This window comes from Bovifimicola ammoniilytica (assembly GCF_025567085.1).
Classification (GTDB): domain Bacteria; phylum Bacillota; class Clostridia; order Lachnospirales; family Lachnospiraceae; genus Bovifimicola; species Bovifimicola ammoniilytica.
Map to the genome: position 1 here is coordinate 95,325 of NZ_JAOQJN010000001.1, position 14,196 is coordinate 109,520.

At 32.6% G+C, this 14,196-nt stretch carries 15 protein-coding genes; all 15 read left to right on the forward strand.

Annotation, left to right across the window (positions count from 1 at the left end; genetic code table 11):
- The first annotated feature begins 39 nt into the window (after positions 1-39).
- The 15 genes from OCV48_RS00445 (at position 40) to OCV48_RS00515 (ending at position 14,186) form a co-directional block, all read left to right on the forward strand.
- Positions 40-663, forward strand: coding sequence for an ATP-binding cassette domain-containing protein (locus tag OCV48_RS00445; protein ID WP_147590816.1), 624 nt, complete (start codon positions 40-42; stop codon positions 661-663).
- Between the two features lie 93 nt (positions 664-756).
- On the forward strand, positions 757-1,341 hold the full coding sequence (locus tag OCV48_RS00450; RefSeq protein WP_147590817.1) for a hypothetical protein: 585 nt from the start codon (positions 757-759) through the stop codon (positions 1,339-1,341).
- 109 nt (positions 1,342-1,450) lie between these two features.
- The gene (locus OCV48_RS00455; RefSeq protein WP_147590818.1) at positions 1,451-2,380 is read left to right on the forward strand and encodes a SpoIID/LytB domain-containing protein; all 930 of its coding nucleotides are present in this window, start codon (positions 1,451-1,453) and stop codon (positions 2,378-2,380) included.
- A gap of 143 nt (positions 2,381-2,523) precedes the next feature.
- Positions 2,524-3,372 (forward strand): peptidoglycan DD-metalloendopeptidase family protein, encoded by an 849-nt coding sequence (locus OCV48_RS00460; RefSeq protein WP_147590819.1) that lies wholly within the window; start codon positions 2,524-2,526, stop codon positions 3,370-3,372.
- 375 nt (positions 3,373-3,747) lie between these two features.
- Positions 3,748-5,346, forward strand: coding sequence for a type I restriction-modification system subunit M (locus OCV48_RS00465; RefSeq protein WP_147590820.1), 1,599 nt, complete (start codon positions 3,748-3,750; stop codon positions 5,344-5,346).
- A gap of 5 nt (positions 5,347-5,351) precedes the next feature.
- Positions 5,352-6,554, forward strand: coding sequence for a restriction endonuclease subunit S (locus OCV48_RS00470; protein ID WP_262558483.1), 1,203 nt, complete (start codon positions 5,352-5,354; stop codon positions 6,552-6,554).
- 15 nt (positions 6,555-6,569) lie between these two features.
- Positions 6,570-7,223 carry a DUF3990 domain-containing protein gene (locus OCV48_RS00475; RefSeq protein ID WP_147590822.1) on the forward strand — a complete coding sequence of 218 codons (654 nt, stop codon included), beginning with the start codon at positions 6,570-6,572 and terminating at the stop codon, positions 7,221-7,223.
- Positions 7,224-7,228: 5 nt separating this feature from the next.
- Positions 7,229-7,645, forward strand: coding sequence for a hypothetical protein (locus OCV48_RS00480; RefSeq protein WP_262558484.1), 417 nt, complete (start codon positions 7,229-7,231; stop codon positions 7,643-7,645).
- On the forward strand, positions 7,645-8,121 hold the full coding sequence (locus OCV48_RS00485; RefSeq protein WP_147590824.1) for an NADAR family protein: 477 nt from the start codon (positions 7,645-7,647) through the stop codon (positions 8,119-8,121). The genes OCV48_RS00480 and OCV48_RS00485 overlap by 1 nt, the downstream gene beginning before the upstream one ends.
- A complete protein-coding gene (locus OCV48_RS00490) occupies positions 8,121-8,654 on the forward strand; it encodes a restriction endonuclease subunit S (protein ID WP_147590825.1) in 534 nt (177 codons plus the stop codon). Before OCV48_RS00485 ends, OCV48_RS00490 begins: the two co-directional genes overlap by 1 nt.
- A 54-nt stretch (positions 8,655-8,708) precedes the next feature.
- Positions 8,709-9,185 carry a DUF3990 domain-containing protein gene (locus OCV48_RS00495; RefSeq protein ID WP_147590826.1) on the forward strand — a complete coding sequence of 159 codons (477 nt, stop codon included), beginning with the start codon at positions 8,709-8,711 and terminating at the stop codon, positions 9,183-9,185.
- Entirely contained in the window at positions 9,175-9,615 is a 441-nt protein-coding gene (locus OCV48_RS00500; protein ID WP_147590827.1) for a hypothetical protein, read from the forward strand. The genes OCV48_RS00495 and OCV48_RS00500 overlap by 11 nt, the downstream gene beginning before the upstream one ends.
- The gene (locus OCV48_RS00505; protein ID WP_147590828.1) at positions 9,616-10,119 is read left to right on the forward strand and encodes a restriction endonuclease subunit S; all 504 of its coding nucleotides are present in this window, start codon (positions 9,616-9,618) and stop codon (positions 10,117-10,119) included.
- Positions 10,120-10,204: 85 nt separating this feature from the next.
- Positions 10,205-13,171, forward strand: a complete 2,967-nt coding sequence (locus OCV48_RS00510) for a type I restriction endonuclease subunit R (RefSeq protein ID WP_262558486.1) — start codon at positions 10,205-10,207, stop codon at positions 13,169-13,171.
- 88 nt (positions 13,172-13,259) lie between these two features.
- Positions 13,260-14,186 (forward strand): site-specific integrase, encoded by a 927-nt coding sequence (locus OCV48_RS00515; protein WP_147590830.1) that lies wholly within the window; start codon positions 13,260-13,262, stop codon positions 14,184-14,186.
- Positions 14,187-14,196: the final 10 nt, after the last annotated feature.

Sequence of the window (14,196 nt, forward strand, 5' to 3'; positions counted from 1 at the left end):
ATAGATAAGAATGTTAAGAAAGGCAGATGGGTGAATTAAATGATAAAAATAGAGAATTACTCAAAGAAAATTAAGGATACAGTAGTTTTGGAAAATATAAATATGGTATTAAATGATGGAATGATATATGGTATTCAGGGCGAAAATGGCTCGGGCAAGACTATGTTAATGAGAGGCATATGTGGTCTTATAAAGGGAAGCGAGGGCTGTATAACCATTGATGGTAAAGTTATTGGTAAAGATATTTCATTTCCGGAAGACATAGGTGTATTGATTGAGAACCCGTCTTTTATTCCTAAATATACAGGTTATAAAAATCTGAAATTAGTTGCAGATATCCAGGGAAAAGTTGATAAAGAAGAGATAAAAAAAACATTACAAAAAGTAGGGTTAAAGCCTGATGACAAAAGAACTTACAAGAAATATTCTCTTGGAATGAAGCAGAGGCTTGGTATTGCATGTGCAATTATGGGTACACCTAAGCTTATTATTTTAGATGAGCCATTTAATGGACTTGATGAAAAAGGTGTGCTGCAGATACGTGATGTTATCAAGGGACTTAAGCAAAAGAATTGCATAGTGATAGTTGCGTGTCATGATAAAGAGCAATTAGAGTATTTGTCAGATGAGATATATGTAATAAAAGAAGGAAAATTGCAATAGATATAAGATGTCTGAAAGCAGGTTTTATACATAATGAGAAATATAAAGATATAGAGGTTGAAAAATATAAGTGCCAGAAAAGAGGTTGAAGTAATGAATAAACGATTGAAGAAAATATTAATTATATTAGGAAGTCTGATAGGGATTGTGGTTGTGGTTCTATCAGTAAAGCGTATCACATATATTAATAATAAATATCCTAATCCCCCAATAGTAGTATTTAAGCAGGGAGAAGATATTCAGGGGAGTAATCTGAAGATAAAAGTTGTGGATAGCGATATAATGGACAAGGAAGTTTTTGAAAAAAACTATGCTGAATTTGATGAAAATCCTGATAATGAACAATTAATGAATCAGGAAATGAAAGTGATGGTTGTAAAATTTAATGTTGAAAATAACGGTGATAAAATCAGCAGATTTGTATTTACTAATTTCATTGCACAGTCAGGAGGCTGGTCAAATGGCTGGAATCTTGAGATGTATCGAAAAATAAATGATTATAATGAAAATTCGATTGAAGTAAAACCTGGCGAAAGTAAGGAATTAAAGCTGGTATATTGTATGTATAAGAGCCAGTTTAAGAAAAGCCATTGGAACAATCTTGAATCAAGAAAATTCTACATTATTATGAGCAGCTATCCGGTGAATAACAGAATTGAATTGAGTATTAAGCGATAGGATAATATTAGGGCGTCAAAATGGTGCGTTGTACCAAATATGCACAATATAAATTTTTTGATACTCTAATCAGGCATAATAAATTAACGTGACATTAATTGGAGGGATTATGAGAAAATATTTAATAAGAAATCGAAGAAAGATAGGCATTATATTTATAATAGCCTTCTTTTTTATTATGTTTCCATATACTGTAACAATGATAAATTTTGGCAAAACCAGAGGTGTAGTATATGAACCTGAAACATATGGTAAAAGCGTGGTAATTAAAAATAATAATAAAACTATGGAAATAGATGTAGAAATGTTTGTGCCGCTTGTAGTCTATTCAATGATGCCTGTCCAATATGAAAAAGAAGCTTTGAAAGCCCAGATGGTAATAATAAGGACATTTATTCTGTACAAAATGGGAGATAATAATTCAATAGATGTGGACGAACTTACACTACCATATACTACATACAGTGAATTAGAAAAAAAATGGGGCAAAAAGTATGAGAAAAATTACAATTATACAATGAAGTTGTTAGTAGAAACTAATCGTGAAACTATCTATTATGATGGAAAAAATATTTGTCCATATTATCACGAATTAAGTGCAGGTATAACGAATACAGGTGAAGAACCATATTTAAAAAGTGTTGATTCATCAGCAGATAAGGAGAATAAGAATTTCAATAAAATCGCATATTTTACAATGGACGAAATAAGAGAAAAATTAAAGAATATCATTAATCCGGATATAAGTGATGAAGATTTATCAGGCTCAATCAAAGTTAATTACGAGGAAAATGGCGAATATGTAAGAACTGTAAGCATTGGAGATAATATAATTCTTGCTAAAGACTGGTCAGAAATCTTTAATCTGCCATCATATGCATTTGCAGTGGAGAACTTCTCGGGTGGCTTTAAGATGAGTTCTAAGGGAATAGGTGACGGCAAAGGTTTAAGTGTAAATGGTGCATTAAAAATGGCAAAAGATGGAAAAGGGTATAGGGACATTTTGAAATATTATTATTCAGAGGTTGAAATCAGATAGAGAAAGGTATTATATATGCTACAACAAATTTATATTACATCAAAATGAAAAATGCAAAGAATAAATAGCCTCAATGTGGGAACAATACCATTATACAAATATCTTAAAAACAAACATATAGAATATTTGAAAGGATTGGTGTAATGGTGAGAGATAATTATAAAAAGAATCAGAAACGCAAAGAATTTATCATTGTGACATTTGCATGTTGTATTTGTCTTTCGGCAATTGCAATAGGAACAAGTGTTATTAATAAGAAATCTGATAAAACCGAGAAAGACACAAGTAATATTGTAAATCTGAATGAGACAACGAACAGATTAGAAGGAGACAGCGAAGAAGAAACAACGGAAAATATTGCAGTTGATGGTTCGGTAAATAAAGAAACGCTTGAAGACAATAATACATCGGGAATAAAGACAGATTCATCTTCATATTCAGGCAAACATTCACAAAATGATGAAAAAAATAGTGGAGAAAATAATCAGTGTAATACTCAAAATGGAAATGACGGCACTTCACAGACAGGCTCTGATGACGAAGTAAAAGATGTGGCAGGAATGGTTTCTAAATTATCATTTGGCACAGACAGTAAATTAGGGTGGCCGGTTGAAGGAAGTATAATATTAGATTACAGTATGGATAGTACAATCTATTTTCCTACACTTGATTCTTACAAATGCAATCCTGCAATAGTTATCCAGAGTGAGGCAGGAACAAATGTCTTAGCAGGCGTTAAAGGTGTAGTTAAAGAAGTTTCTTCTAACGACGAAATAGGTAATTATGTCGTCTTAGCCCTTGGAAATGATTATGAATTAACTTTAGGACAGTTAGAAAATGTGGAACTTAAAGAGGGCGATATGGTAAATGAAGATACATGTATAGGAGTTGTGGCTAATCCTACAAGATATTATTCAAATGAGGGAAGTAATTTATACTATGAGCTGACTAAAGCAGAAGAACCATGTGACCCATTGGATTATTTGTCATAATGAAAATGTAATATCATAAAAAATGTAATCATAAAAATATAATCATTGAAAATGCATATTTAAAAACAAAATATTATCAAACATTTGACTTAAGAATCAATATAATTATAAAACACCTAAATATTGAGTAACTATTTAAAGCTACGTGAATAAAATATATCATAAAAAGATTAATAAAATTCGCATTTATCCATTATACAGTTTCAAAAGTGGGTAGTGCTTTAAATAGATAGCAGGCCATTGGCCTGCGATTACATATGTTGATGGAGTGAGAGTAATCGTTAATTGAGTCGTTACAAAGCATTTGTAAATATAGGGTGGATTTGCTATAATAAAATTAATATTTTACACAGGGATTTGCGGAGGTAAGTAAAGATGGCAGAATCAGATAACGGCAAAGATTTAATTAGCGTATTATGGAATGGAGCAGATATTTTGCGCTCTAAAATGGATGCAAATGAGTATAAGGATTACTTATTAGGAATAGTATTTTATAAGTATTTATCAGATTCTTTTCTGATTGAAGTATATGATTTAATATATGATGAAAGACCTGAAAATCTAAAAGAAGCATTAGAGGCATATAAAGAGGCATTAGAATATGAGAGTGCAGAAGTATTAAAAGGACAGATAAAGTCAAGATGTCATTATATAATAGAACCCGAATTGACATATACAAGTTTTGCAGAGGCGGCAAAAAATAATGCATTTAATCGTGAACAGCTACAAAAAGGATTTAACAATATTGAGCAGAGTGATCCTTTATTTGCAGATTTATTTACGGATATTGATTTATATTCTAACAGACTTGGGACAGGCGATCAGAAACAGAGTGATACAATATCTAACCTGATTAAGGAGATTGATAAAGCAGATTTACTTAATTCTGATACAGAAGTGCTTGGAAATGCATATGAGTATTTGATTGGACAATTTGCTTCTGAAACAGGAAAAAAAGCAGGAGAATTCTATACACCTCAGGCGGTATCAAAGATTTTAACGAAAATAGCAATTGCAGGTCAGGAATCAAAGAGAGGTCTGTCTATATACGACCCATGTATGGGTTCAGGCTCACTTTTATTAAATGCTAAGAAATACTCGACAGAGCCACAGTATATCAGATATTACGGACAGGAATTAAATGTGTCTACATACAATCTGGCGAGAATGAATATGTTTTTGCATGGAGTTGATCCACAGAACCAGACTCTTCGTAATGGTGATACACTTGATGGAGATTGGCCTACAGGAGAAGAGACAGATTTCAATATGGTACTTATGAATCCACCATATTCTGCTAAATGGAGTGCAGCACCAGGCTTCCTACAAGATGAAAGATTTAGTGATTACGGAGTACTTGCACCTAAATCAAAAGCAGATTATGCATTTTTACTTCATGGATTATATCATCTTAAGAATAACGGAACTATGGCTATTGTTTTACCACATGGAGTGTTGTTCAGAGGTGCAGCCGAGGGCAAAATAAGAGAAAAATTACTTAGAGCAGGGAATATATATGCTGTTATCGGACTTCCTGCAAATTTATTCTATAATACTTCTATTCCAACCTGTATTGTCGTATTAAAGAAACATAGGGATGGACGAGATGTGTTATTCATAGATGCATCAAAAAAGTTTGACAAGGGCAAGAAACAGAATTCAATGACAGATGAACACATAGAAGAAGTCATTAATTTATATAACAACAGAGAAACAGTCGAGAAAGAAGCTTATCTGGCAAGCTTTGAAGATATAGAAAAGAATGATTTTAATCTCAATATTCCACGATATGTTGATAATTTCGAAAAGGAAGAAGAAATAGATATAAATGCATTACTTGATGAAATGAAGCAGACCGATGAAGAAATTGTACAGACAGAGACGGAGTTTGTGTCACTTCTTAAGGAACTCACAACTTCGGATGAAAATATTATGGCTTCTTTGGAACGCTATATTAGTATGATGGAGAGGTGATGAGTATGAAAAAACCAAAGATTAGATTTAAAGGTTATACGGAAGATTGGGAACAGCGTAAGTTGGGGGATATAGCTGATGTAACAAAACTTGCGGGGTTTGAATTTACTGAACATGTTGTCTATTCAGATGAGGGCAATATTATCGCATTGCGAGGATTGAACATAAAAAATGGTCAGTTGATTTTAGATGATGTTAAGTATATAGATGGAAGTAATTTTTCTAAACTAAGTCGTAGTAAGTTATTTATAGATGACATCATGTTTACCTATGTCGGTACTGTTGGTGAAGTAGCTATAATCAAGGAAAATGATAGATTTTATCTTGCACCGAATGTTTCGAGAATTAGAGTTAAAAGTGATGATTCACCCAAATTCATTAGCCATTATATGAGGACAGATAATTTTAAAAACAAGGTGATTTTTCCGTTAATTGCAACTTCATCACAGCCAGCACTAAGCATGGAAAATATTAGAAAATTTACTATTAATATTCCTATAAGCAGAGAAGAACAAGACTGTTTAGCAAAATATTTTGATAACCTCGACCAACTCATCACTCTTCACCAGCGAAAGTGTAATCAAGCTAAAAAATTAAAAAAATATATGCTACAAAAAATGTTTCCACAAAATGGTGAAAAGATTCCGGAGATTAGATTTGATGGATTTACTGACGATTGGGAACAGCGTAAGTTGGGGGATATATGTCAAGTTATAATGGGACAATCTCCTGATGGTTCAACATATAGTGAAGAACCAAGTGATTATATTTTAGTTCAAGGGAATGCTGATTTAAAAGATGGATGGGTAGAACCAAGAATTTGGACTACACAAAAGACAAAAACTGCACAGGCAGGAGATTTGATTATGAGTGTTCGCGCACCAGCAGGAACAATGGGTAAAACTGCCTATGATGTAGTACTTGGCAGGGGCGTGGCAGGGATTAAAGGCAACGAGTTTGTATATCAATCACTTGTAAAAATGGATTCCGATGGTTATTGGAAAAAGATGGCTGCTGGATCAACTTTCGAATCTATAAATTCAGATGTTGTAAAAAATGCAGAAATGCCTATACCGCAAGATATAGAGGAACAAGGTAAAAACGGTTTATGTTTTATGACCCTCGACCACCTCATCACTCTTCACCAAAGAAAGTGCGATGAAATGAAAAAAATCAAGAAATTTATGTTGCAAAATATGTTTGTATAGGAGGAAATGTGCAAAATGAACAAAATTATTTTATATCATGGTACTCCTAACAAGGTTGTTGAACCAATATTTGGTGGTGGCGATGATAAACATGATTATGGAAAAGGATTTTATTTGACTGAAAATATAGAGCTCGCTAAGGAATGGGCGGTATGCAGACCAAATGAAACTAATGGATGGGTTCACAAGTATGAATTAGATTGCGAAGGTTTAAAAATATTAGATTTTCAGGAAAAAGATGTTTTGTCATGGCTTGCAGAATTGATGAAACATCGTGATGCGGCAGATACGAAACGATATAGAATGTTGGCAAAAAAATTTATTGAAAAATATGGAATAGACACCAACGAATATGATGTTATAAAGGGATGGCGTGCTAATGCATCATATTTCTATATTGCTAAAGAATTTGTTAGAGATAACATAGATATGGATATACTTGAAGAATTACTTTCTCTTGGTGGATTGGGAATTCAGTATTGTATAAAATCAGAATTAGCATATTCAAAATTGCATGAAATTTGTGAAGATTTGCTTTTGGTAAATTACAATGAGTTCAATAATAGATATAATCTGAGAGATGTTGAAGCTAGAAAGAATATGCGAAATTTAGTGAATTCTGATGCTAATAAAGTAACTAAAGTATTTAGTACACTGTTCGAGAGGTGATGAAAATGAGAGCATACTCAGATGTATATTTAGGAGATGTTGTAGAGAATCAAGGAAAATTATTTGATTATGTGGCACAGGAATATCCTGATAAAGATACTGAGGATTTCATACAAACATATATGGCAAGTAAAACCAGAAGAAGCATAGATGAAGCGAAAGCATATGTTAATACCATGGATTCTATGGAATTATGGAAATATTTTCAAGAAAATGAACAATATAAATTAAAACCCGGAAAAGCACTTGATGGTTTTTTGCCAGACTGGGTAGGCGAATTTTATGCATACTATCAATGGTATTATAATAAGCCTAGTGATGAAATTGTAAAAAAAATACCAATTGATTTTTTGAAGAAAGCATATTACGGACTTCATGACCTTGATTTAGATTTGGCGGTTCAGAAAGTTGGTGAGGTATAGTGAACATAATATGTTTTCATAACCCTGATGAAGAAAATGGATTTTTAAGTAATTGGTATCTTTCTAAATTTGTAGTAAACGAAATAGAATACACATCAATGGAACAGTATATGATGTATCAAAAGGCAATTTATTTCAATGATAATGATATTGCAGAACAGATTTTAGAAACACAAGATGTAGCACAAATTAAAGGTTTAGGTCGTCTTGTATCAAACTACAATGATAATATTTGGAATGGTATTAGACAAATCATTGTTTATGAAGGATTAATTGCTAAATTTACACAGAATGAAAATCTTTATAAAAATTTAAAAGATACAAAAAATGCAATATTAGCAGAATGTGCAGTAAGGGATTGCATTTGGGGAATCGGATTATCTATGACTGACCCTAAAAGATTAGATATAAACGAATGGAAAGGGCAAAATTTACTGGGATATTCACTAATGTTGGTTAGAAATAAGCTAAAATAATGGCTATAGATTGGGAACAGCGTAAGTTGGGGGAGGTTGCAGCTTCTTTTGAATACGGATTGAATGCAGCAGCAAAAGAATATGATGACGAAAATAAATATATTAGAATTACAGATATTGACGATAACACACATGAGTTTTTAACAGATAGTCTTACTTCTCCAGATATTGATTTAACTGGTGCAGATAATTACAAACTAACTGAAGGAGATATTCTGTTTGCAAGAACAGGTGCAAGTGTCGGAAAATCTTATATTTACAGGAATTCTGATGGATTAGTTTACTATGCAGGATTCTTGATTCGAGCAAGAATTAAAGAAGAATATGATGCGGAATTTGTATTTCAGAATACTTTGACAGACAGATATAACAAGTATATTGCTGTAACTTCTCAACGTTCTGGACAACCAGGAGTAAATGCACAGGAATATGCAGAATTTGAAATTAAAGTTCCTAAAAAGGAAGAACAGACCAAAATCGGAGCGTATTTTAAACAATTAGACCACCTCATCACTCTTCACCAGCATAAGTAATTTTGGTAATAAAAATAAAATTAATATAAAAAATGTCGTGGAAGGAGGCACTTTATGAAAAAAGAAAGTATAGAATTGTATCATGGAAGTGGAGAAATTATTTATTTTCCTGAAGTAAGAAAAACAAAATACACAAAAGATTTTTCATGGGGCTTTTACTGTACTAAAAATTATGAACAAGCTAGTAGATGGGCGGAAAGAAAACATAGTAATGGTGTGGTTAATGTATATAGATATACTGAAAATGAAGAATTAAATATTAAAAAGTTTGAAAAAATGACGGACGAATGGCTTGATTTTATAGCTGATTGTCGTGCGGGAAAAGTTCATGAATATGATATAGTTGAGGGACCTATGGCTGATGATACAATTTGGAATTTTGTTAATGATTTTCTTAATGGAAATATAAGCAGAAGTGTTTTTTGGGAATATGCTAAATTTAAACATCCAACACACCAGATAAGTTTTCATAGTTTGCGTGCATTGGAGTGTTTAGAATTTGAAAGGAGCGTAAAACTATATGAAGAATGAAGATGATTTATTTTTTGTATGTACAATGATAGAATGTGTTGCCAGAACGACTCATAATAAACCTAAGGATATTGTAGCGAAAATATCAGATAGTGAATTGATACATGAATTAAAAGTTGCGAGTGTTAATCATTGTTTGTCATTTGAACAGATATGCGATGAGTGGATTGAAAAATTCCATATACAAAATGGTAAATTTGAAAATATATCAGAGTGTAAATATAATGTTCCGACCGAAACATCAATTGGCAGAGTCTATCAGACATTAATATCAAATGTTTGTGAGTCAGATGAAGAACTTATTTCTACAATTAGAAGAGTATATAATTCGTTTATTAGTGATGAAATATCAAATTTTAATTCAAATGTATACTATTCAAATCCTGATTATATAAAATGTTCCTATGAGGCTGGAGAATTATTAGCATAATTGACAAATGTTTGGGAACAGCGTAAGTTGGGGGAGGTTTTAAAAGAACGTTCAGAAAGAGCAATTGGTGATGAAGAATTATTATCTGTAACGATTGGTAATGGCGTTATTAAGCAAGTAGATTCAGATAAAAGAAATACAGCTTCTGAAGATAAAAGTAATTATAAAAAGGTAAGAAAAGGAGATTTACCATATAACTCTATGAGAATGTGGCAAGGTGCTGTCGGAAACTCAGAATATGAAGGAATAGTAAGTCCTGCATACACTGTATTAGTTCCAACGGATGAATCAAATAGTAAGTTTTTCGAGGAGTTATTTAAAAAGAAATCCACTTTGCAAATATTCCAAAGATGGTCTCAAGGGTTAACCTCTGACACATGGAATTTAAAATATCCAGCATTATCTACTATTCGGTTTTTTATTCCATCAGTGGAAGAACAAACAAAAATTGCGGAGTATTTTAGTTCCCTCGACCAACTCATCACTCTTCACCAGCATAAGTAATTTTTTAACCACATTTTCACACGAAAAACAACGAGTTTTAAATGAATTTTATAATTAATAAACGATAGAAAAGGAGATATTTATAATGGAATTAGAGTCAATGATAGAAAAGAAACTTATTGAGCAATTGATTTATGGCGATTCTCAATGGACATACAGGGAAGATTTGAAAACAGAAGAAGATTTATGGAAGAATTTTAAGTATATTCTTGAGCAGAATAATAAGGATAGATTAAATGGTGAAAAATTATCCGACGCCGAGTTTGAACAGGTAAAGAACCAGTTACAATTTTCTTCGTTTTATAAAGCAGGCGAGTGGCTTGTGGGAGAGAATGGAAAAGTCCAGGTTCATGTGCAGCGTGATACAGAGAGATTACATCTCGTAGTAATGAATCATGAACATATTGCAGGAGGAAGCAGCGTATATGAAGTCATTAATCAATATAATGCATTAAAAACAGATGAAGATATTAATGCACATGATAGAGACAGACGATTTGATGTGACACTTATGATTAATGGACTGCCTATGATACATATTGAGTTGAAGAATAAGCAACATTCGTATATGGACGGTTTCCGGCAGATAAAGAAATATATTGGTGAGGGGAAATTTACGGGTATATTTTCGGCTGTCCAGATGTTTGTTATAAGTAATGGTGTCGATACTAAATACTTTTCAGCAGCAAGTGATACGGAATTAAATCCAGAGTTCATCAGTGGCTGGCTGGATAAAGAGAATAATCCTATTTCAGATTATATTGATTTTGCGAAAGGTGTACTTAGTATTCCACAGGCACATGAGATGATTGCAAGATACACAGTTCTTGATGAAAAAGCTAAAAGACTTATTTTACTTCGCCCTTATCAGATTCATGCAATTGAGTCTATAAGAGAAGCCTCAAGAACTGGTAAATCGGGGTTTGTATGGCATACTACAGGTTCGGGTAAAACATTAACTTCATATAAGGCGACAAGAAATCTGTTGATGGACATTCCGGCAATTGATAAAACTATATTTCTGATAGACAGAAAAGATTTAGATACACAGACAACTGTTGCATTTAAGGCATATGCGAATAACGATTTGATAGATGTTGATGAAACAGATAATGTAAATGATTTGAAAAATAAATTGAAATCAGATGATAGACAGGTAATTGTTACAACAATTCAGAAGTTACAGAGACTTATTACTAAGAGATTACAGGAAAATACTCCTGAATACAATAAGATAAGAAACTTGAAAATTGCATTTGTGGTAGATGAATGTCATAGAGCTGTAACACCTAATACGAAGAGGGATATAGAAAGATTTTTTGGTAATTCATTATGGTATGGATTTACGGGGACACCAAGATTTGCAGAGAATCCATATCCTCAGATGGGGGATTTGCCACGTACAACAGAAGAGTTATATGGTAAATGCTTACATAGATATACTATTCAGAATGCAATACATGATAATGCTGTATTAGGATTTCAGGTAGAACATAATGGACCGAAGAATATTAAAGATGAAACAGATAGCAGTATATATGACAATGAAACTCATATGCTAAAAGTTTTAGATATTATTTTAAATAAATCATATCATAAGCTTGGATTCCAAAATGGCAAAGGAAAAACATATGAGGGAATGCTTACCACAAGCTCGATTCAGATAGCACAGAAATATTACGAGTTATTGAAAAAGGTAAAAAATGGCGAGACATCTTTGAAAATAGACGATAAGATAAAACAGGTATTACCGGATTTTCCTAAATTCGCCATAACATATTCTGTATCTGAAAATGAAGAAAGTTCACAGGTAAATCAAAATAAAATGTTAGAATCACTAGATGATTATTATGAAATGTTTGGTAAGAAATACGAACTTTCTCAAATACAGACATACAATGAGAATCTTAATAACAGGCTTGCGAGAAAAGATTCAAGGTATAAGAGTAGAAATGAGCAGTTGGATTTAGTTATTGTTGTTGACAGATTACTTACTGGATTCGATGCACCATGTTTATCGACTATATATATAGACAGACAGCCAATGGGACCACATGATCTTATTCAGGCATTTTCAAGAACAAATAGAATTTATGAAAAGAATAAAAAATATGGACAGATTGTCACATTTCAGGCACCTCATTTATTTAAGGAAAGTGTTGATAAAGCGGTAAAACTTTACTCAGCAGGAAGTACTGAAACTGCACTTGTAGCAGAATGGGACGAAGTTGAACCGGCATTTAGAAAGGCTCTTTCGGCACTTAGAATATCGGCAGAGAAACCAGAAGATGTTCCGGGACTGTCACATAAGGAGAAAGAGATATTTGTTAAAACGTTTCAGAATTTTGACAAATTATTTGCACAATTGAAGTCATTTAGTCAATATGAGGATAATATGCTTGAAGAATATGAAATCACAGAGCAGGAGTACATAGATTATGCAGGACATTATCTGAATGCCAGAGAAGAGATTATGTCAGACAGGGATAAGCTGTCAGAAGTAGAAGATGATATTGCTATGGATATGGATTATGAATTGATGGCATATAGTAATACAAAAATTGATTACGAGTATATTATTAATCTTATCCAGAATATCGTAACATCAGATGATGGGGAGGAACTTACACCTGAGCAGAGGCAGAAACAGATTGATGAAGTTAAACAATATGTTGATGAGCTTAGAAAAGATAACCCGAAGGTTGCAGATATTATGTCTAATCTTATATATGAAATTGAATCAGATAGTAACAAATATAGAGGTAAATCAATTCTGAATATTGTAGACAATATGAAACAGGAATGCATAGATAAGGTAATAACGGATTTCTGTATTACATGGTATGCTTCAAAGTCAGATGTTATGTATGCTGCTACACATTATAGAAATGGCATAATTCCGAATGAGACTGTGATAACGACAACAATAGATTATAAAAGCTACAGGGCATCGCAGGAGAATGCTTTGCACAAATTTCAATATTACAATAAGGTAATGGAAGAACTTAGAAAGACTTTAGATGAAGAGATAAAACCACTTCTTAATAATTAAACTGACTTTAATAACTGCCAACATTTATAAAATTACATTTAAAAACGTTTATATCAGCGTAAGCATTACAGAGAAATGGAGGTAGTTAATGCTAAATGATATGAACGGAAATTCACTATTTTGTGATTATTATAAACAATGGGTTGATGTATATAAGAAAGATGCAATAAGAGAAGCTACGATGTCAAAGTACAAGATGACACAGAAATGGGTGGAAAGACTTGCACCGGAATTAAAGGTTTGTGAGATGTCAAGGACAGCATATCAACAGATTTTGAATGAATATGCAAAAGAACACGAAAGGCAGACGACGCTTGACTTTCATCATCAGCTAAAAGGGGCTATATTAGATGCTGTGGACGAAGGTCTTATAGAAAGGGATCCCACTAGAAAAGCAATTATAAAAGGCAAAACACCAAGAGAAAAGAAGATAAAATATCTGAATCAGTTTGAACTTCATACATTAATAGCGAATCTTGATATAAAAGAAGAAGCGAATTGGGATTGGTTTATAATGCTGGTTGCCAAAACAGGAATGCGCTTTTCGGAGGCACTTGCCATTACACCTAAGGATTTTGATTTCTCAAGGCAGACACTCTCGATAAGTAAAACATGGGATTACAAAGGAGATGGAGGCTTTTTGCCAACTAAGAATAGTTCGTCAGTTAGAAAGATTCAGATTGACTGGCAGATAGTTGTTAAATTCTCTGAATTAGTAAAAGGTATGCCGGAAGATAAACCTATATTTGTGGGTAAATCCAAAATCTATAATTCAACAGTTAATGATGTTCTTTCAAGACATTGCAGAGAATGTGGAATATCAGAGATTTCCATACATGGACTTAGACATACTCATGCATCATTACTTTTATTTGCGGGTGTATCTATTGCAAGTGTTGCGAGGAGACTTGGACATGCCAGTATGACAACTACTCAGAAAACATATCTTCATATTATTCAGGAATTAGAGAATAAAGATGTGGATTTGGTAATGAGAACGTTATCAGGACTATAATGTAATATAA

Excerpts from the sequence above, each read along its gene's own strand:
- OCV48_RS00445 (WP_147590816.1), top strand. The coding sequence starts at position 40 with ATGATAAAAATAGAGAATTACTCAAAGAAAATTAAGGATACAGTAGTT.
- OCV48_RS00450 (WP_147590817.1), top strand. The coding sequence starts at position 757 with ATGAATAAACGATTGAAGAAAATATTAATTATATTAGGAAGTCTGATA.
- OCV48_RS00455 (WP_147590818.1), top strand. The coding sequence starts at position 1,451 with ATGAGAAAATATTTAATAAGAAATCGAAGAAAGATAGGCATTATATTT.
- OCV48_RS00460 (WP_147590819.1), top strand. The coding sequence starts at position 2,524 with ATGGTGAGAGATAATTATAAAAAGAATCAGAAACGCAAAGAATTTATC.
- OCV48_RS00465 (WP_147590820.1), top strand. The coding sequence starts at position 3,748 with ATGGCAGAATCAGATAACGGCAAAGATTTAATTAGCGTATTATGGAAT.
- OCV48_RS00470 (WP_262558483.1), top strand. The coding sequence starts at position 5,352 with ATGAAAAAACCAAAGATTAGATTTAAAGGTTATACGGAAGATTGGGAA.
- OCV48_RS00475 (WP_147590822.1), top strand. The coding sequence starts at position 6,570 with ATGAACAAAATTATTTTATATCATGGTACTCCTAACAAGGTTGTTGAA.
- OCV48_RS00480 (WP_262558484.1), top strand. The coding sequence starts at position 7,229 with ATGAGAGCATACTCAGATGTATATTTAGGAGATGTTGTAGAGAATCAA.
- OCV48_RS00490 (WP_147590825.1), top strand. The coding sequence starts at position 8,121 with ATGGCTATAGATTGGGAACAGCGTAAGTTGGGGGAGGTTGCAGCTTCT.
- OCV48_RS00495 (WP_147590826.1), top strand. The coding sequence starts at position 8,709 with ATGAAAAAAGAAAGTATAGAATTGTATCATGGAAGTGGAGAAATTATT.
- OCV48_RS00500 (WP_147590827.1), top strand. The coding sequence starts at position 9,175 with ATGAAGAATGAAGATGATTTATTTTTTGTATGTACAATGATAGAATGT.
- OCV48_RS00510 (WP_262558486.1), top strand. The coding sequence starts at position 10,205 with ATGGAATTAGAGTCAATGATAGAAAAGAAACTTATTGAGCAATTGATT.
- OCV48_RS00515 (WP_147590830.1), top strand. The coding sequence starts at position 13,260 with ATGCTAAATGATATGAACGGAAATTCACTATTTTGTGATTATTATAAA.